Here is a 23,758-nt window from a genome sequence, read left to right on the forward strand (position 1 = left end):
CCTCAGATCTCTTGATGTATCGAATTGGAATGCGTCAAGCTCAATCGTAACGGCGTTACGGCTGAGCAAGATACGTCAGAACCGCCGTGAGTCCGGCGTTGGTAGCTGCCTTCACCGTTGGGGCGTAGTCCGGTAAGAAGGTCGGCATGTGGTTGACGGGGATATCTTCCGCAACCCTGTTTGCCGCGACGCCCTTCTCCCACTGCGCTTTCGGAGTACATCCGATCAGCCAGTAGAAGTACGGCACGTCGAACGCCAAAGGAATAACTGGAAAGTCCTCCGAAACTGTTTTCCGAGTGGCGTCAGCAGATGAATCCTTGAAGACGGCGTCGAAAGACTGGCGGACCTTGGCGTACACCTCGGCGTCATTGCTCATGAGCTCACCGTGAGCGAAATACTCGAACGTTGGCGCCTCAGTGGCTCCCGATGCTTGCACCTCTGCGCGAACTACCCGCTCGATGGAGGCATACATCTGCGCTTTCGTCTTATTTTGATAAAAGCGGCAGTTGAGTACGAGCTCCGCAGCGTCCGGAATAATGTTGTTCGTTGTTCCAGCGTGCAGGCTAGCAACGGTGACAACTGCAAAGTCAGAAGGATCAACTTCCCGGCCAACGAGCCCTTGCAAACGGGCGATGATCATCGCGGCCGTAAACGTTGGGTCGATGGCGTTGTGCGGCATCGAGCCGTGCGCACTGCGCCCCGGGATCGTAATCCTGATGGAGTCACATGCCGCGAACTGGGGACCCGCCTTTGACATCACGGTTCCCGCAGGTCCGGGCATTACATGTTGGCCAAAGCAGACATCCGGGCGCGGAATGCGCTCAAGAAGTCCGTCGTTGACCATCGCTTCTGCCCCTACCCCCAGCTCTTCTCCTGGCTGGAACAGCGCGATGAACGTTCCGCGCCATGTATGGCGGGTGTTGTCTATAAAGCTGCACATGCTGAGAAGCGCGGTGGTGTGCATGTCGTGGCCGCAAGCATGCATGGTGCCGACGCTAGTGCCGTCTTTAAGACGCACTTTCTTTTTTGAAGCGTATGGAACTTCGGTGGCTTCCGTAACTGGGAGTCCATCGAAGTCGGCACGGAACAGTACGGAAGGCCCGTCACCGTTGCGAAAGATCGCGCAGATTCCGTAGCCTCCGAGGGGTGCAACGACTTCGCAGTCGAACTGTGCGAGCTCGGCGAGGAGTCGCTCGTGCGTTTCCTCTTCTTGCATCGACAGCTCGGGCGTAGTGTGCATGAATTCGTAGAATGCACGCTGCCACGATTCGTCAACGACGTAACTGTTGAGAATATCGTTGATGTTGCTCATGTGCGTCCCTCTGTGCGTCACTGCGCACGTGCTTGCTTAACTACCATCACCATTAAGTAATACCAGTCTTTTGTGAGGAAGGTATAAACAACTTTTGATTAAAGGACTGGGTTATAGAGTAACGAGTTGCGTGACGGAGCACATTCAGTGGCGATACGCAGTGACTTTGTCACAGTTCCCGTGTCGCGTAGCCGGTAGAGTTTATTTACCATTTTGTCGCGAATATCAAACGGAGAAAGCGTATTGACGTAGATTTTGGTGCCGCCTTCGAAGCCAGCAAGCGTCGAAATGCGCCACTTAATGTTCACTCGCCAAGGCATAGGTAGATCCAGATCCACAGGCCTGTAGTGCCACTCCTCGTTACACGCAACGTCAGGTCCCATCGCTGCATGGATAGCGTGCACGAGGTCGGACATTCCGCGTACCTCCGCCTCCGACTGTTCCCAGGGGGCACAGGTCGCGGACTTGGAGTAGATAGACACGGTGGGGTAGCGGTGCCCAATGCCTGCAATAGCGATGGCGTAATCGTTCTCCGCGATGACGAGGTTGTGATAGAACGCGTAATTCAGGCCCCATTCGTTGTACATGTTGATGTTCTGTCGTAGCTTGGCGATTTCCATATCTGCTTGCACGCCACGCGCGTCGACAGTGACGAGCTGTTTGTGCAGGTGGTCAAAGGAGGCACCAGCCGGTGCAAGCCAGTTTTGAAAAACCACGACATACGGAGAGTAGGGATTCTTGACGACGAGGTCGTGGAGGGAATCGACGGTGAACCTGAAGAAGGCATCGTGTTCGTCTTCGGTCAGGGTGCCTGAGCTTGCCAGTTGGGTATCGTCGGTGGCGCCGTCGACGAAGTGGTGTCGAGAAATAATGACGTCGTGGCCACCACCGAAGTACGCGGGCGCGATCTCGAGAAGCGATGCTTCGTCGCGGTCGGGGTTCTCCCCGGAGGCTTTGAGGCGGGTGCGCACGATGTCCAGTACGTGTGCTTTGCCAGCAGGGTTTGCCAGGTAGCGGTCCATGTGTTCCTGCTGCGACTTCGACATGGTGTAGCCGTAGTTTTTTGCCCAGTAGTCGTAGGAGACGATTTCGAAGAGGTTAGGGACGCGCCGGAACTCGGCAGTGGTGGTGTCGAGCTCTTCGGGCATGGAATTGCGCCGGATTTCCCAGCCGTCAGGAGTTCGCACCATGCGCGATTTCTCGGGCGGGGTGCGCAGCTGGTGGGCGTCGCAGAAGTTGCAGTGCTCGTGGAAGTCTGACTCGCTCAATGGGTGCGGGGTGCCGGTCGGGCGGGAAAGGGGCCGGTTTCCGCGGCCTGGGACTGTCCAGACTTCGGTACCAGAAAATGGGTTGACCTGCTTGATCGTTCCGTCGGCCATGGTGGTCAGGGCGTCGCGATACGAATGCACTGGAAAAGTCATACCTGCTAGGGTACTCCCCGGTGTATTAGCCTGTTCGTCATGGCGATCATTCAGTTCCACGTGCTTGCCCCAGACGCGTCGGCAACGCAGTTGGCGGAGGCATACCAGCGGGCGCTTGATATTTTGGTGCGGCGCGAAAAGCTCACAACGGGAAGCGTCGTGCACACCCCGCACGTGGCGTTGCCAGGGGACGTCGTTTCGGAACTGGAGTCAACCTACCTGCAGGATAGGCAGGTGTCCGCCGAGGAGGACGGTGCTGCGATCCAGCGTTACGACATTGAAGTTGAGGGCGCGAGGAGCCTCAACAGTCTGGCGATGGGCCTGTCGCGGATCCTGGCTCCCCGGGTGCAGCTTCCGGCAGACCCCGTGGCGCTCGAGCAGCAAGACCAGTTTGAGTCGCCGGCGCTTTATCCCTGGGCTGTCGAGGTATTCAGGTAGCGAATAGCGGCTTCGCGTCCCGCGCGGCGGAGCTGTTCGCTGGTGTCCGCGATATTTTCTAGGGGCACCGCGATGGTTCCTCCCGCGGGCTCAGCGTCGAAGCTGCCCGCGACGATGGCGCAGACGGCACCTGCATCAGCGGCAAGGTCGCTTACCGTGCTGGCAACCTTGCCAGCGGCGGTTTGGGCGTCATAGCGTCCCTCGCCGGTGATGACGAGTCCGGACTGTGCGATAAGATCTGCGAGCCCGCTGGCGTTCGCGATGACGGGCGCACCGGGGGAGATGGAGACGTGGCTGGCATCGCCGTGCAGGAGCGTTGATAACCAGGTGATGCCGATCGCGATTCCGCCCGCAGCCCCGAAGGCCGGGGTAGTGGGGTCGAGACCTGCTACTTCGCACAGCCTGGCCAGCCCGCGGTCGAGCTTGGCCACGTCTTCTTCGGAAGCGCCCTTCTGAGGTCCAAATACAGCGGCGGAGCCTTCCGGTCCCGTGGCGGGCGAATCCACATCGGTGAGTAGTACCCAGTCGAGCGCGCCTGCGGGAATGTTGACCTTTGCGGTATCGAGGTTCGCGAGGCGCTCGAGGTCGCCGCCGCCAGGCTTGAGTTGATAGCCCTCAGCGTCGACGGGGTTCGCGCCAAGGGCTACGAGAATGCCGGTGCCGCCATCGGTGGTTGCCGAGCCGCCCAAGCCGAGCACGATCCGTGTTGCGCCACGGGTTTGTGCGTCGGCGATGAGCACTCCGGTGCCGTAGGTATCGCCGGTCAACGGAACTGGTGAATCTGCGACGGCGGGTAGCCCAGAGGCGGCAGCGACGTCGATAAACGCTGTGGTTGAAGCGGCATCATAGGTGTAGGTAGCCTCCGTGAGGCGCCCCGCGGCGTCCGTGGTGGGCAGGGTGATGCGCTCGCCCTTGAACAGTTCGGAGGTGCCTTCGCCGCCGTCGGCCATTGGGGCGAGTTTGATGGTTGCGTCCTTTAATATCTCGCGGACGCCTTCTCCGATCCACGTTGCGGCCTGCTCAGCCGACGCCGTGCCTTTGAATGCGTCTGGGGCGATGGTGACTGTGGTTGGGGTACGCAATGCTTCATCCATGAGGGCAAAGTGTAGTGCATACCTTCCGTTGTGTTGCACACTCAGCGCAGTGGTTCTCGGGTACGATGACCGACATGTATCGCGTTTTTGAAGCACTTGATGAACTCGTCCAAATCGTCGAGCAGGCCTACGGCGTGCCAATATCAAGCTCTTGCCTCGTGCCGCGCAACGAAGTGCTTGCGCTGTTAGACGATATTCGTGACGCAATCCCGAATGAGATGGACGACGCTCAAGATGTCCTCGACCGGCAGGACGCTATCTTGCATGGTGCACAGGAACGCGCGGACGATTTGGTGGCTCAAGCCAATGCAGACGCGAAGCACATTATGGATGAGGCAAACGAGCAGTCTCAAGAAATGATTGACGACGCCCAGTCCCACGCGACCATGCTGGTGACCAACGCTGAAGAGGACTCCCGCGATATGGTCAGCCGCGCACGCGAAGACGCGGAAGCCACCGTGGCGCGAGCACAGGAAGAAGCTCAGCGCCTGGTTGAAAACGGTCAGAAAGAATACCAGCGCTCAATTGATGAGGGCTTGGCGCAGCAGGAACACCTTGTTTCCGAGGCAGAGGTCATGCGTCGCGCAGACGAGGAGGCGCACCGCCTGGTCGAGCAGGCACACGCGGAGTCCTCGCGTCTGCGCGGGGAGTGCGACGAGTTTGTGGATTCCAAGCTTGCGGAGTTTGAGGAGTCACTTTCCGCAGTGCTTCGCACAGTATCTAAGGACCGTTCTGCGCTCCGGCGTGGCGCCGGCGTCTCAGGCGGCAGCCAACGCGCGGAGCGTTACGACTACGGCGAGCATTAGGAACGCACAAGAGAAAACCAGGTAGCACTTCCGGAAGAAAACCGATGTAGAGTTTGGGTTGCTATGGCTAAAAATCCTTTCATTATTCAAGTAGCTGACGCTCTGCACGGCGACGGCATGCCGGTAGTTGTCCACAACGTGGGCCCAGCTCCTTCCCGCATCGGGCCGGAGATGATCGCAATTCCGGAAGGCCAGGAGGTGGCCGTCGACGCTACCGTGACCCCGCTCGGTTCTGGCGTGATGGTCGACGCCACCGTGACCGCGGTACTGGAAGGGCAGTGCGTACGCTGCCTGCGCACCCTGCAGCCGACGGAAACGCTGCGTGTCTCCCAGGTGTTTTCTAACGGCGACGACTTCATCCAGGGTGATGAAGAAGTAGAGGAAGACGCAGGATCCGGGGATGAGATCATGCGCATCGTGGAAGAAACGGTTGATCTCGAGCAGGCCTTCGTCGACGAAGCTGGCCTCACACTGCCGTTTAACCCGACCTGCCAGCCTGCATGCCCCGAAGACAGCGACGTTCCGGCACCAGACGGCATCAGCGGCGAAGCAACCGACGCGGTGGATCCGCGCTGGGCTGGATTGGAGAAGTTCCTATGAGCCGGCGTTCAAAGAAGAATCGCGTCAGCGGCGAAGAAGCGTGGAACAGCGCGTTCTCCGAAGTAGACCATGCGCCTCTGCTCGAGTGGCTGGGTGTGGATCTGGACGACGAACTGTTGCGACTCGCCTTGACACATCGCTCCTTTGCCAACGAGCACGACTACCTGCCAAATAACGAGCGGCTTGAGTTTCTCGGAGACGCAGTGCTCGGTCTGACCGTAGCCACGAAGCTCTTCGAGATCTACCCTTCGAGCTCCGAGTCGGTGCTCTCCCCGATGCGGGCCTCAATTGTGTCACGCTACGGGTTGGCGGATGTCGCCCGTGGCATCGAGCTTGGTAAGTACGTGCTGCTTGGAAAAGGCGAGTTGCATACCGGTGGCAGGGACAAAGAGTCCATCCTCGCCGACACGACGGAGGCGCTCTTTGGCGCGATCTATCGGCAGCACGGATTCGAAGCAGCCCGCGACGTAATTCTTAAGCTCTTCCACGAGAAGCTCCACAACGCGACGGCACACGGCCACAGGCAAGACTGGAAGACTGTGCTGCAGGAACGCCTCGCGGAACGTGGCATCCCAATGGTCGAGTACGAAACGACGTCTGAAGGCCCCGAGCACGACCTCGAATTTACGTCGTACGCGATCATTCTTGGTGAAAACCGCGGACGTGGAGTGGCGCACAACAAAAAGCTCGCCGAGCAAGAAGCAGCCAGGGAAGCAGTGGCGTTCCTTCAGAAGCACCCGGAAGCGCTCGTTCTTGAGCAGCAGACCCACGACAAGGCGTAGCTGATGCCCGAACTGCCGGAAGTTGAGGTCGTGCGTCGTGGCCTGAACGAGCACATTGTTGGCAGGACATTCGACAGCATCGAGGTCGCGCACCCCAGGGCGGTCAGGGATAACACCGTCGATTTGGCAACAACTCTTCCCGGGCTCCGCGTCACGGGCACCGGTCGCCGTGGCAAGTACCTCTGGCTGACGCTGTCCGACGGAGCCTGCCTCCTGGTGCACCTTAGAATGAGCGGACAGATGCTGGTCGGCGCGCCGGGCAGCGTAGATAGCCCGCATGCGCGAATTCGCGCCAGAATGGGCGACGTTGAGCTGGTATTCGTTGACCAGCGGACATTCGGTTCGTGGCAGTACTGCGAGCTTGTCGATGGCATCCCAGAACGTGCAAGCCACATCGCGATGGATCCCTTCGAGGCGGGTTTCGATGTTGACGAAACTGCGGCGTTGATGCGTAAAAAGCGATCGGCCGTCAAAACGGTGCTGCTCAATCAAGCCGTGGTGAGCGGTATTGGCTCCATCTACGCTGACGAGGCAATGTGGGCCGCGCGAGTCGCGCCGTGGCAACGGGCAGATACACTCGCTCAGGAGAGTGCGGTCGAGCTTCTCGACGCATCACGTGACGTCATGGAGCGTGCACTCGCCCAAGGCGGAACGAGCTTCGACTCCTTGTACGTGAACGTCAATGGTGCCTCGGGGTATTTTGCCCGCTCGCTGAATGCCTACGGGCGCGCGGGTGAACCTTGCGCCCGCTGCGGGGACGCCATTGTGAAGACGGTCGTGAACCAGCGGTCGAGTTATTACTGCCCAACATGCCAGGATCCTGAGCAAAATCGCGAATAATCCTGTCATTGCGACTAGGATTCTCCGCATGGAAAAAGCAACCGAGTTCATTGACGGAACTCTCAACGGCATCATCTGGGACATTGTCCCGTGGCTCCTGCTTGCTGCGGGTGTCTACTTCGGGCTACGTACCTTGTTCGTACAGGTCCGACTGCTTCCGGAAATGTTCAAGGCGGTCACTGAGACCCCGAAGGGCAAAGACCGCGACGGGCGCGATTTGGACGAAGAATACGGCGGTATTTCTGCGTTCAAGGCGTTTACCATTTCCGCTGCTTCCCGCGTGGGCACGGGCAACATCGCTGGTGTCGCTCTCGCGATCTCGGTTGGCGGGCCTGGCGCAGTGTTCTGGATGTGGATGATCGCCATTGTGGGTGGCGCTACCGCGTTCGTTGAGTCCACGCTCGCACAGCTGTGGAAGACGAAAGACGAAAGCGGCAACTACCACGGTGGTCCCGCCTACTACATGACGCGCGGACTCGGGTGGCGCCCGCTCGCCGTGATCTTCGCTGTCGCGCTCTCGTTCACCTATGGCTTTGTGTACAACGCAATTCAGACGAACTCCATCGTTGAGGCCGTCGGCGGTTCTGTTGGCTCCGACTCGATGACGCTGAAGCTGATTGTGGCAGTGATCCTTGCTGCCCTGACTTCTGCCATCATCTTCGGCGGTGTGACCCGTATCGCGAACTTCACGCAGGTCGTCGTTCCTTTCATGGCGGTCGCCTACATCCTGGTTGGCCTGCTGGTAGTCATTCTGAACATTCAGGAAGTTCCAGGGATGATCGCGCTGATCGTCGGCCACGCCCTGGGGCTGAAGCAGGTTGGTGGTGCGACGCTGGGTATGGCGTTTGTCTGGGGTATGCGCCGTGGTCTGTTCTCGAACGAGGCCGGCCAGGGGTCCGCTCCGAACGCAGCGGCTACTGCGACGGTATCGCACCCGGTGAAGCAGGGACTGGTGCAGACGCTCGGCGTGTACTTCGACACCCTCGTTGTGTGCTCGATTACGGCGTTCGTCGTGCTGCTCGGCCCTGAGATCAACTACGGCTTGGATGATGTACAGGGTGCATCGTTGACGCAGTCCGCCTTGGCGGCAACGGTGGGTGCGTGGGGCACGCACTTCATCACGTTCATTCTCTTCTTCCTGGCGTTCTCGTCAGTGATCGGTAACTACTACCTTGCGCAGGCGAATATTGAGTACCTCTCGGACTCGAAGACGGTGCTGAACGTTTTCCGCTGCGGTGTCATCGTCTTTGTGTTCTTCGGAGCGTTCGGCTCGATTCCGCTGGTGTGGTCGCTTGGCGACACGATGGCGGGCACGATGGCCATCATCAACATCATCGCGATCGTCCCGCTTGCGGGTGTCGCCATCAAGCTGCTCAAGAACTACAACGAGCAGCGCGTCCAGGGCATCGACCCGGTGTTCCACCGCGACATGATGCCTGAGGTCAAGAACGTAGAGTTCTGGGACGGCTCCGACCCGGTCACGCGCCGCAGCCTGGAGGACCGCATCACGGCTTCCGAGGCCCGCGCCGTAGGTGAAGACAACGAGCAGGGCGGTTTGAAGTAGCCGATGGCCACCATTCGTATGACCGCGTTTGTGCACGGGCACGTTCAAGGCGTCGGGTTCCGCTGGTGGACCCGCTGCCGGGCCTTGGAGCTCGGCCTACAGGGGTATGCGAAGAATCTTGTCGACGGCCGCGTTGAAGTAGTCGCGGAAGGCGACGAAGGGGACGTCGATACGCTGAAGCGACTACTGGAAGAACAGCCTTCCTCAACGCAACGACCGGGCCACGTGGACATAGTAGTCGCGCAGTACGGTGAGCCTCGTGGGGCGGAAGGCTTCCACGAACGGTAAACTCACCACAATGCATTTGAAATCGTTGACGCTGAAGGGCTTTAAGTCTTTCGCTTCTTCGACGACGATGAAGTTCGAGCCCGGCATCTGCGCTGTTGTCGGACCGAACGGCTCAGGTAAATCGAACGTCGTCGACGCGCTTGCCTGGGTGATGGGGGAGCAGGGTGCGAAGAATCTACGCGGTGGGAAGATGCAGGATGTCATCTTCGCGGGAGCGGGGGATCGCAAGCCACTGGGGCGCGCAGAGGTAACACTCACCTTCGACAACAGCGATAAGCACCTTCCAGTGGACTTCACGGAGGTTGCGATCACGCGACGTATGTTCCGTGATGGAGCCTCCGAGTACGAAATTAACGGCTCGAAAGCCCGGCTGATGGACATTCAGGAGCTGTTGTCGGACTCCGGTATTGGCCGCGAGATGCACATCATCGTCGGGCAGGGCAAGCTGTCTGAGATTTTGGAATCGCGCCCAGAAGAGCGCCGTGCGTTCATCGAGGAAGCCGCCGGCGTGCTGAAGCACCGACGTCGTAAAGAGAAGGCACAGCGCAAGCTGCAGTCGATGCAAGGCAACGTCGACAGGTTGCAGGATCTGACAGATGAGCTTGGCAAGCAGCTCAAGCCGCTGGAGCGCCAGGCCGAAGCCGCGAAGCGCGCCGCGACTGTGCAAGCCACGCTTCGCGACGCCCGGCTCCGCCTCGCCGGCCACCAGATGGTCACGCTGCAAGCAGCGCATGCGCAAAGTGACGAGAGTGCGAAGCTGCTCGAAGAACAGGTCGAGACCGTGACCGCGTCGCTCGAGAGCGCTGAGGAACAGTACGCGCAGCTCGAGGAAGAACAACGGGAGGTACAGCCGCGTGCCCAGGAGTCACAGGAAACTTGGTTTGCACTGTCATCTCTCGAGGAACGGGCGAACGCGACGTTGCGCATCGCACAGGAACGCGCGCACAACCTGAACACGCAGACTGAGTACCACGGGCAAGACCCAGAGGAGCTGCTCGCTCGGGCGGCAGCAGCGGACGAAGAATATGAGGTGGCCATTGAGGCTGCCGAGGAAGCCGCGGAGCGACTTGAGGTTGTTCGGGAAGACGTTGCCGAATACCAGGCTGCGTTCGATGAAGCTGAACGCGAACACGTGGCGCAGATTCAGGCGGTAGCGGATCGCCGTGAGGGCGTTGTGCGGCTGGTGGCGCAAGAGGAGGCGCACCAGCAGGCCGTGCTCGGAGGTGAGCAAGAGGCAACCCGGCTTGAAGAGCAGCTTTCACTCAGCAGCGAGCGGGCCCACAGTGCCCGCGGCGAAGCCGAGGAGGTAGCTGAGAAGATCGCTGAGCTCGAAGCCCGGCGAGGGCCACTCGTCCATGAGTACGAGCAAGCAAGCTCAGAGCTCACTGCCGCCGAGCAGCGCTTTCAGGAGCTACAGACGCAGCAGCGCGAGCATGAGCGGGCGGTGTTTACGCTGCAGTCGAAGATAGAGACGCTGCAGCACCAAATGCCAACACGTACCGCGGAGGAGATGCTCGGGGGCTATCCCGCGCTTGCATCACTGGTGAAGGCTCCTGCTGACCTGGCAGGAGCGCTGGCTGCCGCGCTTGGTGGCTTCAGTGAGGCATTGGTGGGCGAGCGCGACTTGGACGTTGTGGAGCAGCTGCAATCCGCAGATCGTGCCAGCATCGTTGAGGCAGTCGGCGGCGCGCTGTGGCGTGTTGAAACCGACGGGTGCTATGACTGGCTCCTCGACCACCTCGACGTCGACGTTTCGGTCGCGGGCCCCGTGGCGCGCCTGTTGGCAGACGTTGTTGTAGTGGAGACGCCGCAGGAGGGCGTGGACGTCGTGAAGGCAGACCCACGACTGCGTGCTGTGACGCGAGAGGGGGCACTATTCGGCGAAGGCTGGATGTCGGTAGGCATCGCGAGTGCGTCTACGGTCGAGGTGAGCGCGCAGGTTGAAGCCGCACAGCGAGACCTACGCACCGCAGAGCACGCGTTGGCGGAGCTCTCGGGCACGTTTGAGGGAGCGCAGCTCGCAGCCGAGGACGCGCGGGTGAATGTTGCGGCGGCGAAGGCAGCGTTGCGCGAGCACGACACGGTGGTTGCGTCGTGGCAGCGTGAGCATCAGCGCTTGGCTGCGCAATCGGACACGGCCGAGCAAGAGCGCGTCCGTGCCGCGCAGCAGCTTGAGGAGGCAGAGCAGCGGCTCGCTCAGCGCCGTGAGCAACTGCTGGAAACCCAGGAGCGTCTTTCTCGCATCGACGACACTCCTGCTGCGGAAGGCCCTTCGCCCGAGGCCCGTGATGCTGCATCCCAGCAACTGACGCAGGCGAAGGCGATCGAACTGGAAGCGGTTCTCGCTGCTCGTGAGACGCAACAGCGCGCTCAGGCGATTGCGGGGAAGGGCGATGCGTTGCGGCGCCAGGCGGAAAACGAGCGCCAGGCAAAAGCGCGTCATGACGCAGCCGTTGCACGTCGGCGGTCCCAGGCCCTGCTCGCCGGAGCCGTGAAGGAACATACGGAGGTTCTGATCTCGCGAGTCCAGGATGCATTACAGCGAGCCACCGCGCAGCGCGATGAGCTGCAGCGCACGCTTGCTGCGCTGCAGGGCAGGATTCAACAAGAGCGATCGCAGGTCAGCGCTGCTCGTCAGCAGCTGAATCGGTTGAGTGACCGCGCGCACGCCGCAGACATTGCAAGGTCGCAGGCGAAGGTGCGTCTTGAGGAAGCTCAGCAGAAGATCGTCGAGTCGCTCGGTATTTCGGTCGATGACTTGCTCGCGAACTTCGCGCCGGGAGAAGACTTTGACGAGTCCACTGAGACCCAGCGACTGCGCCAGGCCGAAAAAGACTTGCGCTCTTTGGGGAAGGTGAACCCGCTGGCTCTCGAAGAGTTTAAGGCGCTTGAGGAACGCTATACGTTCCTCTCTACCCAGCTTGCCGATGTGATTCAGGCTCGAAAGGACTTGCTCGACGTCATCGAGGATGTCGACGCCCACATCCTGCAGCTCTTCACGGATGCATGGCACGACGTGGAGGAGGAGTTTCCACGTGTGTTCCATACGCTGTTTCCCGGTGGGGAAGCCCGCCTGATACTCACGGAACCAGATGACATGCTGCTCACCGGCATCGAGATCGAGGCGCGCCCACCGGGCAAGCGCGTCAAGCGGCTGTCACTGCTTTCAGGTGGGGAGAAGTCGCTGACTGCTCTGGCGTTTCTGGTGGCGATTTTCCGAGCGCGCCCGAGCCCGTTCTACGTGCTGGACGAGGTGGAGGCAGCGCTCGATGACGTGAATCTGCGCCGATTGATCGCGCTGCTCGAGGAGCTGCGGCAGGACTCGCAGCTCATTGTGATCACGCACCAGAAGCCGACCATGAATGTGGCGAACGTGCTCTACGGTGTCACCATGCGCGGTGATGGTGTAACGAGGGTGCTCTCACAAAGAATGCGCCCGGCGGGGTCAGCTCCTGACTCCGATCCGGACGCATAAATAGGGGTGCGGGGCTTAGTTCTTTACAACAAGCTCCAGTGTTCCCTCAGGACCAACTGCGAAGAGTTTATCCTGGCCGAGCACCTTCAGGCTCGTGGTCTGCTTCAGCAAGTCGCTGGTGGTGTTTTCCCAGATGGTGTCCTCAGACGGGCATGCCTTCCTCGTCGTCGGCGTCTTGAACGTGGAGACCGCACCAGTTGCTTCGTCAATGGTGAAGCCGACGCCGTAGCCGTTGCATGGACCGCCTACAAGCACGTAGCCCTTATCTTCCTTGACAAATTGGACAGTAGCGCCGTCATACAACGGCAGCGGTGCCCAGGTGGTGTTCAGTGCGGTGGTGAGCGCCTCACCAGTCGCTGGCACTGCCTCCTTCGGCGCGTCGGTGCCAACGCTCGGCACGTCTACCTTTGAGCTGCCAAGCTGGCCACTTGAGGCAATGATGCCAAGTCCGACGGCCAGCGAAATCAGTGTTGTGAGGACTGGCAGGATCCATTGGGCAACGTCTTGTGGCAGATTCTTCAAAAATGGGGGAGTATTCATAAACCTTATTCAACCACGTTGTTGGCATAAATGGGGTATTCCACACAGTTTTTGGGCGCCTTTGGCACTATGGAAGTCATGACTACGTACTCGTTATGGATTGCAATCGCAGCTGTGGTGCTCGTGATTCTCATTGTGGGCATCATCATTGTTGGCAATAAACGGAAATCGGCAAAGTCTGTTTCCTTTGAAAAGACCGAGGAGCCGAAAGAACTTACCCAGCAGGAGAAGTCTGGAAACTACCAGGCAAAGGGGGGTTTTAATTTCGCTCAAGCAGGAGTGAAGGAAAAGGAACCTATCCCGCGTGTCGACGCCCCCTCCGATCCGAAGCCCGCTCAGGCTGTGCCAATGCCGGAGCCTGAGCCGCTTGTAGACGAGGGGTCGACGTCTGAGCCTGCGCCTGAGCCGGTGGTTGTACCGGAACCGCAGGCCGACCCTGAACCTGCAGTAGAACCGAAACCTGAGGTTGAGAAGGAGCCGGAACCGACACTGGTCGCGGAAGAGCCAAAGGCGCCCGCGCCTGCAGAACCCGCCTCCGACGAAGCAGACGTCGAACACCAAGACATCGAAGAAGCACAAGAGGCAGCGGACGCAGCCGCAGCAACGGTCGACGGGGCGGAACGTGCCCTGGAAGACGGCGCCGAACCGACCGAGGACGCAATTGTCAGCGAACCAGTCTCCTCCGAGCCTGTCGAGGCAATCGCGCCAGCCGCAGGCCGGATGGGCAAGCTGCGCGGGCGCCTGTCGCGCTCGCAGAACGCGATTGGCCAAGGGTTGCTTGGCATTCTTACCGCGGGCGACCTCGACGAGGACGCGTGGGAAGAGATCGAAGACACCCTCATCATGGCGGATATCGGTGCGGATCTGACCATGCGCATTACCGATGCACTGCGTCAGAAGATTGCCGAGCGAGGCGTGACATCTGAGGCTGAAGCACGCGCAATGCTGCGGGAAACCCTGATCGAAGCCGCGAAGCCAGAGCTCGATCGTTCGATTCACGCAATGCCGAACGAAGGCAAGCCCGCTGTGATCCTGGTAGTCGGCGTCAACGGCACGGGTAAGACCACCACGACGGGCAAGCTTGCACGCGTACTCGTAGCGATGGGCCACTCGGTGGTACTTGGCGCTGCGGATACATTCCGCGCTGCTGCGGCAGACCAGCTGGAGACGTGGGGGCGTCGGGTCGGTGCCTCTACGGTCCGCGGAGCAGAAGGCGCAGACCCTGCCTCTGTCGCATTCGACGCCGTGGCGACCGGCGTGCAAGAGGGTGCGGATGTCGTGCTTGTCGACACAGCGGGCCGTCTGCACACCTCGACTGGCTTGATGGATCAGCTGGGTAAGGTGAAACGGGTCGTCGAAAAGAAATCCACTGTTGATGAGGTGCTCCTGGTACTGGATGCAACGGTTGGACAAAACGGCATTGCGCAAGCGCGAGTGTTCCGAGAGGTCGTTGATATCACCGGTGTGGTGCTGACGAAGCTGGACGGTACCGCGAAGGGCGGCATTGTGTTCCAGGTACAAGAGGAACTGGGTGTGCCGGTCAAACTTGTGGGTCTTGGCGAAGGCGCCGATGACCTCGCGCCGTTTGAAGTAGAGAGCTTTGTGGATGCTCTGCTGGGATAGCCTGGCGTGATGTGAACAGTTGGGCGGAAAGGCGCTAGGCTAGGTGCGTTCTGTCTCATTACCGAAGAATGAATTAGTTAAGGGAGCAACGCACTGTGTTCGAGTCACTGTCTGACCGCTTACAATCAGCGCTTGGAGGCTTGCGCGGCAAAGGCAAGCTCACCGAGGCTGACATTAACGCCACAGCACGTGAGATTCGGATCGCGCTGCTGGAGGCTGACGTCTCGCTGACTGTCGTACGCGCCTTCATTAAGCGCGTGAAAGAGCGCGCTTTGGGCTCTGACGTTTCAGAGGCGCTGAACCCGGCACAGCAAGTGGTCAAGATTGTTGACCAGGAGCTGACCGCCATTTTGGGCGGAGAGACTCGACGCCTCAACTTTGCAAAGACACCGCCGACCGTCATCATGCTGGCAGGTCTACAGGGTGCTGGTAAGACCACCCTGGCAGGTAAGCTGTCCCGCCACCTTGCAAAACAAGGGCACACACCGCTGCTGGTGGCCTGTGACCTCCAGCGCCCGGGCGCGGTGCAACAGCTCCAGATTGTGGGTGAGCGCGCCGAGGTTGCAACGTTCGCGCCGGATCCTGGCACGTCCATCGACTCGTTTGAGCACGAGATGGGCACTTCCCACGGCGACCCTGTCGCGGTGGCGCAGGCTGGTATTGAGCACGCGAAGCAGAACAAGCACGACGTGGTGATCATCGATACCGCGGGCCGTTTGGGTATTGACGAAACGCTGATGACGCAGGCCCGCAACATCCGTGATGCAGTCCAGCCTGATGAAGTCCTGTTTGTGATCGATGCGATGATTGGTCAGGACGCGGTCACGACTGCGCAGGCCTTCGCAGACGGCGTGGACTTTACCGGCGTTGTGCTGACGAAGCTCGACGGTGACGCCCGCGGTGGTGCAGCTCTGTCCATTCGCGAAGTCACCGGCAAGCCGATCCTGTTCGCGTCCACCGGTGAGAAGCTCGACGACTTTGATGTCTTCCACCCGGAGCGCATGTCGAGTCGCATCCTCGGTATGGGCGACCTGCTCTCACTCATTGAGCACGCAGAGACCGTCTTCGACCAGAAGGAAGCTGAGGAGGCCGCGAGCCGACTTGGCACTGGGGAGCTCACGCTTGAAGACTTCCTGAACCAGATGCTGATGATCCGCCGCATGGGCCCGATCGGCAATCTGTTCAAGATGATGCCTGGCGGCAAGCAGATGAACCAGATGGCGGACATGGTTGATGAGAAGCAGCTGGACCGCATCCAGGCAGTCATCCGCGGTATGACTCCTGAGGAACGCGCGAACCCGAAGATTCTCAATGCGTCGCGCAGGAAGCGCATCGCTGCTGGTTCAGGCGTGAAAGTCTCTGACGTTAACCAGCTCGTTGAACGCTTTTTCGAGGCGAAGAAGATGATGGGCGCGATGGCCAACCAGTTCGGCCTACCAGGAATGCCGGGCATGGGTGGCGGACGCTCCGCGACAAAGAAGAAGCCCAAGGGACGCAGGGGCAAGAACGGGAAACGCAAGCCCGCGAAGCGCCGTGGTGGAGGCCCGAAGATGCCGGGCATGCCACAGATGCCGGGAATGCCTGGCATGGAGGATCTGCAGAAGATGCAGGAACAACTTCCTCCAGGTATGGAGGGGCTTGACCTCAACAATCTTGACTTCGGCGCAGCGATGAAGCGCATGGGCAAGAAGAAGTAGTCAGCAAAACACTGAAGGGCCGGTACGGGCATCCGTACCGGCCCTTTGCTATCGTGCTCGCACGCTACTGCGTAGCGGGTGCGTCCATCTCCAAGCTCGGTGTGGGATCCGTGGCGGGCCCCGGGAGCAGGCCTGGCTCTTCGAAGATCGGCATCAGCTCAGCCCACAGAAGCGGAGCGAGCGTTGCTGCGTAGGCGTTCGAGATGTGGTTCTGGTCGCGGTAGATGTACACGTTGCCACGCTGTGGCGGGCAAAACTTGTCGTCGCAGAACCAGTCAGCGGTATCGATGGACCACTGGTGATTCTCGGGCAAGAGGTACGAGGTTGCTGGGTCCTCGGGCCCGTAGATTGTGCTGCGCAGTGCTGAGCAGTCGCGTTCGGAGGCGCCAGCAACGATGCAGAGGTTCGGGTCCATAGGATCGCCTTCTGGGGTGAACATCCATGGGTTATCGCGCAAACCAACGAACGGGATGCCGTAGTAGGCGAAGTTCTGCCACAGGTTCGCGTAGGCGTCGGGGACCTTGTCCGTGGAAAACGCTGCACCGCCCGCGTGGCCCTCGGGGCGTGTGGAGTTTGAAATCACCAGGTCCGGGTTCATCTCGACGATGTTCTGGAACGCAAGCTCCGACCATTGAGCACATACATCGCTGACGAACTCGTCTCTGTCGGCACCGCCGATGACAATCGGGCACTCCTGCCGGACGTACGGAACGACCCGGAAGTGGTGCTCTTTCCCGAGCTTGTCGAGGGGCACGACGTACGGCTCGATGTGGGACCCGCCGGTCATCACTACAGTGACGTCGGACTCGAGGTCGCCGTACTGGCAGTCGGGACGAGGCATGTCCGTTGCCGGTTGGGGGATCATGATCATGCACTCGTCTACGCCGATAGGTGGGTAGATGCCCGCAATCAGGGCGGGATCGGGCTGCGGCTTGACGTCTGGAACTTCAGCACCAGCAATGGCGAGGGCGCCCGGGTAAAGGTCCTCCGGAAGATCGCGGTCTGCGTCCTCGATGCGCTGATTCCAAAGCGGTTGGATTGCAAAAATAGTGGCAACGAGCACGGTAACCAGCACGCCGCCGCCTGCGCGGCCAATGCCGGTGCGGGTGCGCAGCGTCGAGCGGGCGTCGATAACCGGTGTATCGGTCGATTGCGGACGCTTGCGGTGTTGACGCAGCGGGTCTTCTACCAGCAGGTGTGTGACGTGTGCGAGTCCGAGCGAAACCGCGATGACGAGGGTGCCAACCCACCACGGAGGAGTCCCGAACCCTCCAGCGAGGGTGACAATGATGAGTAACGGCCAGTGCCAAAGATAGAGGGAATAGGCGATGCTGCCTAGCCACGTCATCGGCTTCGACGCCAGAATGTTTGAGACCGAGTTCTGGTTGCCACTCATGACAATCAGCGCGGCGCCAGTGAGTGGCAGCAGCGTGACAGGGCCGGGGAACGCGAGTGAAGTGGTGACGACGATGCCGGTAATCGAAATCATCACAACGCCAAGGCCCGCAGTCCACGCGGCTGTGCGCTGTGGCAGGAAACGGTTGGTTGGCACGAAGGCAAGCAACCCACCGAGCGCGAGCTCCCACGCACGGGAGAAGGTGGAGTAGTAGTTCTGGCCCGTACCGACGAAGCCGAAGCGTGCAGCGTATGCGAACGAAGCAACGGTGATAATGGCGAGCAGCGTGATCGCGCCTCGCTTGGCAACGACAGCCGGGACTTTGCACTTCCAGATCAAGAAGGCCAGCAGCGTCCCCAACAAAATCGCGAAAACGTAGAACTGGCCCTGCACACTCATTGACCACAGGTGTTGCAGCGGAGACGTGTCCTGGCTTGCCGCCGCATAATCCGCATCTTGGGCGATCAGCTCCCAGTTTTGGTAGTACAGCATGGAGGCGGTGAACTGCTTGGAGAGTTCCACGCCCATGAGTTCGGGGGCGAGCAGCATCACGCCAAGCATGGTTGCGAGGACAGTGAGCGCAAGTGCTGGAACGAGGCGTCGAATAGTGCGCCACAGTGGCCACCAGGGGTTGAGGCTTGGGTTTGGGCGCATTGCGTAGCGGATCTGGCCGCCAAGGAAGAAGTATCCAGACAGCAGCAAGAAGACGTCGACGCCGCCTGAGACTCGACCAACGTAGACGTGGAACAAGACGACTAGTGCGATAGCAAAGCCTCGAAGCCCGTCAAGGTCGACGCGGTATGCGGTTGAGCGCTTCGTGCTCGGTGCAGGCATGCTGAAAAACCTCGTGTACTCTCAGATTGTTTCGCGCCCTCATTACGCTTCATGCTATTTTTCGGCGGGCAACTGAAAAGACGATACCCGCAACAGGCAGGCAAATGGTAACTATCTGCCTAGATAACAAGTCCTGTTTGGGAATTGGTTCGCTATGGGGTAACCTCTTTCAGGTTGATTATCTGTGTATGCAGGTTTTGAACAGGACCAAACTGCGTTCGCGTTGGACCCGTCACGTGCAGAGATGCGCGATGTCGCCCAACCAGTCACGCGCAGGGTAAAGAAGAAGGGTTGAACCGGCCCGCCTATCGTGTTGGCGGGTGTCTGTACTGCCCGGTGACCGTAAAGGAAGAAATTTCATGGCTGTAAAGATTAAGCTGCAGCGCGTCGGTAAGATCCGTAACGCGCAGTACCGTGTTGTTATCGCTGACGCGAAGGCTCGTCGTGATGGCAAGGTTGTCGAGAACATCGGCATCTACCACCCGAAGCAGGAGCCTTCCCTCATCAAGATCGACTCCGAGCGTGCTCAGTACTGGCTCGGCGTTGGTGCGCAGCCGACCGAGCCTGTGCTCGCTCTGCTGAAGATCACCGGCGACTGGCAGAAGCACAAGGGCCTCGACGGTGCTGAGGGCACCCTCAAGGTTGCTGAGGAGAAGCCATCCAAGCTTGACCTGTTCAACAAGGCTCTCGAGGAGGCCAACAACGGCCCGACCGCTGAGGCGATCACCGAGAAGCGCAAGAAGGCGAAGGAAGAGGCTGAGGCCAAGGCTGCCGCAGAGGCTGAGGCAGCTGCAGCTGCTGAGGCTGCGGAGTCCGCTGAAGAGGAGTCCCCAGCTGAGGAGTCCGAGGACTAATCCGAACCTCGCAACGGCACGTTCCCGATCCGTGTGGTCGGAGGGCGTGCCGTTTTTGTTTGCGAAGTGGGCGTCGAAAAGTAGGGTAATTGAGCATGGAGCTACTGATTGGTCGGGTCGTGAAGACTCACGGTATTAAGGGCGAAGTCGCGGTGGAAGTGCACACGGACCAGCCCGAGGTCCGCTTCGCAGTGGGCAGCAAGCTGCGCGGCACGCAAACGGGGAAGGAAATTGAACTCACCGTTGCGACGGCCCGCCCGCACAAAGGACGCCTGTTGCTCAGCTTCGAAGAGGTGCCGGACCGTACCGCCGCTGAGGGGCTGCGAGGGCTGAAGTTCTTCGCGGCGCCGCTTGAACGCGGGGAGGACGCGGACCCGGATGAGTTCTACGATCACGAATTGATTGGACTGAATGTGCGTCTTGAAGGGGAGGAGATCGGGCAGGTCACAGGTGTGATGCATACGCCGGGGCGCCAGATTCTGGAGGTTGAGTACGACGGCCGTGAGGTCCTCGTGCCGTTCGTGAGCGATATTGTGCCCGAAGTAGATCTGGAGAAGGGCTTCCTGTCCATCACCCCGCCAGAGGGTTTGCTCGATGTCTAGGCACACCTTGAGGCTCGACATTGTCACCATTTTCCCCGAATACCTTGAGCCGCTGCGCCACGCGTTGTTGGGCAAGGCGATTGAGCAGGGGATTGTGAGCGTCCGCGTGCATGATCTTCGACAGTGGGGGCTTGGTGTACATAAGTCTGTCGACGCCCCTCCGCTCGGCGGCGGGCCTGGTATGGTGATGCGCCCGGATGTGTGGGGTGAGGCGCTTGATGCCGTGGCAGCTGGCAACGAAGGTGAAGGGTTGCGTTCCGCCGCACCGCACCGCAATGACAAGGCCCGCCACGATGAGGTTCACGCCGTCGCGCCGCGGCCGTATGAAGTTAGTGATGTCCGCGAAGGCGAGTCTGCTGAGCAACCACTGCTGGTTGTGCCTACTCCGGCGGGATCTCCGTTTACGCAGCAGGATGCGCAGGCGTGGTCGCGCGAGTCCCACATCGTGTTTGCTTGTGGCCGCTACGAGGGTATTGACCAGCGAGTCTTTGTTGACGCCCAGCAGCGGTACCGGGTGCGCGAGGTCTCTATTGGCGATTACGTGCTGATCGGCGGGGAGGTGGCTACGTTGGTGATCGCGGAGGCAGTCACCCGCCTGATCCCCGGGGTGCTGGGCAATACGCAGAGCCACGAGGACGATAGCTTTTCTGACGGGCTGCTCGAGGGCCCCAGCTATACGAAGCCACGAACGTGGCGCGGGATCGGCGCCCCTGACGTGCTCTTTTCGGGTGATCACGCCAAGGTGGAGCGCTACCGACGTGATGCATCGCTGCTGCGCACGCAGCAAGTCCGCCCGGAGCTATTGGACGCCGCCGAGCTCGATGAGGATGACGAGTTTGCGCTGTACGGCCGCGACGTCGTGACGGCAATGCAGGTGCTCGTCGACGAGAAGCGCTGGCCGAAGGCGCGCAAGTCTTTGGCCCGTGCGTTGCGCAAGGCTGGTTACCGCGAGCCCAAAATCTCACTGGAGCCGATCGGCCCGCACTGCGAGGATGAGTCGATTCTTGAGACCGATTACCTGTTGAAGGAGGGGCATCCGCCTCTTGAGTCTTTGTGCAGGCTCGAGGTGCGCGGCCGCACCGTGCTCGAGCTGGACGCTGCGACGCAAGCGGTGGTTGCAGGCCTGCCCAGAGGTACCTACTGGTACGGATCGACCCGCCTCGTGGATGGGAACGCATAAGCATTAGAATGTCCGGAATGACGTTCATTGCTGAGACCATTGCATCGGAACTCCAGGTAGCGCCACGCCACGTTGAGGCTGCGCTGCAACTGTTGGCAGAGGGGAATACGGTCCCATTCATTTCTCGCTACCGGAAGGAAGCTACCGGTGGCTTGGATGACACACAGCTGCGTCACATTGAGCAGCGCAATGCGTATTTGATCGAGCTTGAGGAGCGCAAGGCTTCGGTCATTGAGGCGATCGAGGAGCAGGGCAAACTCACTGATGAGCTCAAGGCGCTCATCATGGGTGCGGATACGAAGGCGCGCGTCGAGGATCTCTACCTGCCGTATAAGAAGCGCAGGAAGACCAAGGCGGATATCGCGCGTGAGGCCGGTCTCGAGCCGCTCGTTGACTCGCTTATTGACGCCCCTTCGGCCGACGCCGAGACAGAGGCGGCACGCTATATCTGTGAAGGGTTCGCCGACACGAAAGCGGTGCTGGACGGTGCCCGCGCGATCTTAGTTGACAGGATCGCCACCGATGCGGATCTCGTCGGCGAGGTCCGCGACAAGGTGTACGAGTCCGGAACGATGCGTTCGAGCGTCGTCGAAGGCAAGGAGAACGAGGGTGCGAAGTTCCGCGACTATTTCGACTTCAGCGAGCCATTCGCCTCGTTGCCGTCGCACCGCATTTTAGCGCTGCTGCGAGGCGAGCAGGAAGGCGTGCTTTCGCTGGATTTGGACGCCGGAGATGACGCGGCGTACGAGGGGATGATCGCGAACCGTTTCGACCTTAACTGTGAAAAGAGCCCGTGGTTGGCGAAGGCCGTGCGGTGGGCATGGAAGACAAAGCTGCAGGTCTCTTCTAACTTGGATACGCGGATGCGTCTGAAGGAGCGCGCGGATGAGGCGGCTCTGGACGTCTTCAGTACGAATCTTCGCGATGTGCTGCTGGCCGCTCCTGCCGGTCAACGCGCGACCCTGGCGCTGGATCCGGGTTACAGGAACGGTGTAAAAACAGCGACCGTAGATGGCACGGGGAAGGTGCTCGCAACCGCGATCGTCTTCCCACACCAACCGCAGAACCAATGGCAGCAGGCGGTGCAGGTGCTCGCGACCACCGTGGCGGAACACGGCGTGGAGCTCATCGCGATTGGTAACGGCACGGCGTCGCGGGAGACGGAGAAGCTTGCACGTGAGGTCGCGGACATGATCGCAGCAGCGGGCGGGCGCAGGCCTGTTCCGGTGGTGGTGTCGGAATCGGGTGCGTCGGTGTACTCGGCTTCTGAGATCGCGGCTCAGGAGTTTCCGGACATGGATGTGTCACTGCGTTCCGCGGTCTCGATTGGGCGGCGCCTCCAGGACCCGCTTGCGGAGCTGGTCAAGGTCGACCCGAAGTCAATTGGCGTGGGGCAGTACCAGCACGATGTGAATCAGGCGGCGCTCGCGCAGTCGTTGGACGCCGTGGTGGAGGACGCGGTGAACTCAGTCGGGGTGGACGTCAATACGGCGTCGGTACCGCTGCTGGAACGAGTCGCTGGCGTGACGCCGACGATCGCGAAGAACATCGTTGCCTACCGCGATGAACATGGTGTGTTTGCTTCGCGCAAGGAGCTGAAGAAGGTGCCGCGACTTGGGCCGAAGGCCTTCGAGCAGTCGGCCGGCTTCCTACGCATCCAAGGTGGAGAGAATCCGCTTGATGGCTCCGCTGTGCACCCGGAGGCCTACCCCGTTGTGGAGCGCATCGCTCAGCAATCTGGGGTGGACACTGCGGCACTCGTTGGTAACAGCAGAGTGCTGTCGGGTCTTCGTCCGCAGGACTTTGCCGACGACACCTTCGGCGTCCCAACCATCACGGATATCTTTGCCGAGTTGGAAAAGCCGGGCCGGGATCCGCGTCCGGAGTTTAAGACGGCCACTTTTAAAGAAGGCGTACACAAGGTGTCTGACCTCCAGCCGGGCATGATTCTGGAAGGGACGGTCACCAACGTCGCCGCGTTCGGCGCGTTTGTGGACGTCGGCGTGCACCAGGATGGCCTCGTGCACGTGTCTGCGATGAGCCATTCTTTTGTGAAGGACCCGCACGAGGTCGTGCGCTCGGGTGAAGTGGTGAAGGTGAAGGTCCTCGAGGTGGACGTGCAGCGCCAGCGAATTAGCCTCACGCTGCGCCTGGATGATGAGCCGGGGAGCGAACAGAAGCGTGAGTCTTCACGCGGGAAGAAGCCGCAGCAGAAGCCGAGCCGTCAGGGTGGGAAGCGCCAGCGAGGTCGCGCTGGAGGTGCGCCGCAGGGCGGTTCGATGGCGGATGCACTCAAGCGTGCCGGATTTGGGAAGTGACGTGCTCGCATGTAAAATCGTGCGGGTTATTGTAAGCGACATGAACCAGCCGAGCGTCCACCTGTGGAAAAAGCCGCTAGGGTCCTCTGTCCAG

The 23,758-nt window shown here is 60.4% G+C and carries 19 protein-coding genes; 14 read left to right on the forward strand and 5 right to left on the reverse strand.

Translation table 11 applies throughout. The annotated features are described in order from the left end of the window. Positions 1–55: 55 nt before the first annotated feature. Together BJP06_RS00710 and BJP06_RS00715 are read right to left on the reverse strand one after the other, a co-directional pair. Complete coding sequence (locus BJP06_RS00710; RefSeq protein ID WP_071572493.1) at positions 56–1,312, reverse strand: amidohydrolase; 1,257 nt, start codon at positions 1,310–1,312, stop codon at positions 56–58. 98 nt (positions 1,313–1,410) lie between these two features. Continuing rightward, positions 1,411–2,733, reverse strand: a complete 1,323-nt coding sequence (locus BJP06_RS00715; RefSeq protein WP_177224245.1) for a DUF4921 family protein — start codon at positions 2,731–2,733, stop codon at positions 1,411–1,413. 39 nt (positions 2,734–2,772) lie between these two features. Between BJP06_RS00715 and BJP06_RS00720 the strand changes: the two genes are divergently transcribed. Then, a complete protein-coding gene (locus BJP06_RS00720) occupies positions 2,773–3,171 on the forward strand; it encodes a hypothetical protein (protein ID WP_071572494.1) in 399 nt (132 codons plus the stop codon). On the opposite strand, the gene BJP06_RS00725 is transcribed toward BJP06_RS00720, so the two are convergent. Continuing rightward, complete coding sequence (locus tag BJP06_RS00725) at positions 3,141–4,265, reverse strand: glycerate kinase (protein WP_177224246.1); 1,125 nt, start codon at positions 4,263–4,265, stop codon at positions 3,141–3,143. The two genes, BJP06_RS00720 and BJP06_RS00725, sit on opposite strands and share 31 nt — an antisense overlap. A gap of 74 nt (positions 4,266–4,339) precedes the next feature. Between BJP06_RS00725 and BJP06_RS00730 the strand changes: the two genes are divergently transcribed. The 7 genes from BJP06_RS00730 to smc all read left to right on the forward strand — a co-directional run bounded on the left by BJP06_RS00730 (position 4,340) and on the right by smc (position 12,620). Next, positions 4,340–5,071, forward strand: a complete 732-nt coding sequence (locus BJP06_RS00730) for a DivIVA domain-containing protein (protein ID WP_070363481.1) — start codon at positions 4,340–4,342, stop codon at positions 5,069–5,071. A 63-nt stretch (positions 5,072–5,134) separates the two neighbouring features. Further along, positions 5,135–5,671 (forward strand): DUF177 domain-containing protein, encoded by a 537-nt coding sequence (locus tag BJP06_RS00735; protein WP_070362261.1) that lies wholly within the window; start codon positions 5,135–5,137, stop codon positions 5,669–5,671. Continuing rightward, positions 5,668–6,453: a ribonuclease III gene (rnc, locus tag BJP06_RS00740; protein ID WP_071572495.1), complete on the forward strand. Its 786-nt coding sequence runs from the start codon at positions 5,668–5,670 to the stop codon at positions 6,451–6,453. The genes BJP06_RS00735 and rnc overlap by 4 nt, the downstream gene beginning before the upstream one ends. 3 nt (positions 6,454–6,456) lie before the next feature. Continuing rightward, complete coding sequence (gene mutM, locus BJP06_RS00745) at positions 6,457–7,293, forward strand: bifunctional DNA-formamidopyrimidine glycosylase/DNA-(apurinic or apyrimidinic site) lyase (protein WP_071572496.1); 837 nt, start codon at positions 6,457–6,459, stop codon at positions 7,291–7,293. A 28-nt stretch (positions 7,294–7,321) separates the two neighbouring features. Continuing rightward, positions 7,322–8,857 carry a sodium:alanine symporter family protein gene (locus BJP06_RS00750; protein ID WP_070362264.1) on the forward strand — a complete coding sequence of 512 codons (1,536 nt, stop codon included), beginning with the start codon at positions 7,322–7,324 and terminating at the stop codon, positions 8,855–8,857. Between the two features lie 3 nt (positions 8,858–8,860). Next, positions 8,861–9,145, forward strand: a complete 285-nt coding sequence (locus BJP06_RS00755) for an acylphosphatase (protein WP_071572497.1) — start codon at positions 8,861–8,863, stop codon at positions 9,143–9,145. Between the two features lie 10 nt (positions 9,146–9,155). Then, on the forward strand, positions 9,156–12,620 hold the full coding sequence (gene smc / locus BJP06_RS00760) for a chromosome segregation protein SMC (RefSeq protein ID WP_071572498.1): 3,465 nt from the start codon (positions 9,156–9,158) through the stop codon (positions 12,618–12,620). A gap of 15 nt (positions 12,621–12,635) precedes the next feature. Here smc and BJP06_RS00765 read toward each other — a convergent pair whose 3' ends face one another. Continuing rightward, positions 12,636–13,160: an META domain-containing protein gene (locus tag BJP06_RS00765; protein ID WP_070362267.1), complete on the reverse strand. Its 525-nt coding sequence runs from the start codon at positions 13,158–13,160 to the stop codon at positions 12,636–12,638. A 69-nt stretch (positions 13,161–13,229) separates the two neighbouring features. Here BJP06_RS00765 and ftsY point away from each other — a divergent pair, with 69 nt between their 5' ends. Together ftsY and ffh are read left to right on the forward strand one after the other, a co-directional pair. Beyond that, the gene (ftsY, locus tag BJP06_RS00770; protein ID WP_369822155.1) at positions 13,230–14,783 is read left to right on the forward strand and encodes a signal recognition particle-docking protein FtsY; all 1,554 of its coding nucleotides are present in this window, start codon (positions 13,230–13,232) and stop codon (positions 14,781–14,783) included. Positions 14,784–14,878: 95 nt separating this feature from the next. Beyond that, a complete protein-coding gene (gene ffh / locus BJP06_RS00775; RefSeq protein WP_071572501.1) occupies positions 14,879–16,480 on the forward strand; it encodes a signal recognition particle protein in 1,602 nt (533 codons plus the stop codon). 64 nt (positions 16,481–16,544) lie between these two features. On the opposite strand, the gene BJP06_RS00780 is transcribed toward ffh, so the two are convergent. Continuing rightward, positions 16,545–18,710, reverse strand: a complete 2,166-nt coding sequence (locus BJP06_RS00780) for an acyltransferase family protein (protein ID WP_071572502.1) — start codon at positions 18,708–18,710, stop codon at positions 16,545–16,547. 359 nt (positions 18,711–19,069) lie between these two features. On the opposite strand from BJP06_RS00780, the gene rpsP reads away from it, so the two are divergent. From rpsP to BJP06_RS00800, 4 genes are all read left to right on the forward strand, one after another. Then, complete coding sequence (gene rpsP, locus BJP06_RS00785; RefSeq protein ID WP_070362270.1) at positions 19,070–19,564, forward strand: 30S ribosomal protein S16; 495 nt, start codon at positions 19,070–19,072, stop codon at positions 19,562–19,564. An 89-nt stretch (positions 19,565–19,653) separates the two neighbouring features. Further along, positions 19,654–20,166: a ribosome maturation factor RimM gene (gene rimM / locus BJP06_RS00790; RefSeq protein WP_369822156.1), complete on the forward strand. Its 513-nt coding sequence runs from the start codon at positions 19,654–19,656 to the stop codon at positions 20,164–20,166. Beyond that, entirely contained in the window at positions 20,159–21,346 is a 1,188-nt protein-coding gene (gene trmD, locus BJP06_RS00795) for a tRNA (guanosine(37)-N1)-methyltransferase TrmD (protein ID WP_071572504.1), read from the forward strand. Before rimM ends, trmD begins: the two co-directional genes overlap by 8 nt. Before the next feature lie 17 nt (positions 21,347–21,363). Then, positions 21,364–23,664: a Tex family protein gene (locus tag BJP06_RS00800; protein WP_071572505.1), complete on the forward strand. Its 2,301-nt coding sequence runs from the start codon at positions 21,364–21,366 to the stop codon at positions 23,662–23,664. Positions 23,665–23,758 lie beyond the last annotated feature (94 nt).

This window comes from Corynebacterium sp. NML120713 (assembly GCF_001875735.1).
Lineage (GTDB): Bacteria > Actinomycetota > Actinomycetes > Mycobacteriales > Mycobacteriaceae > Corynebacterium > Corynebacterium pseudogenitalium.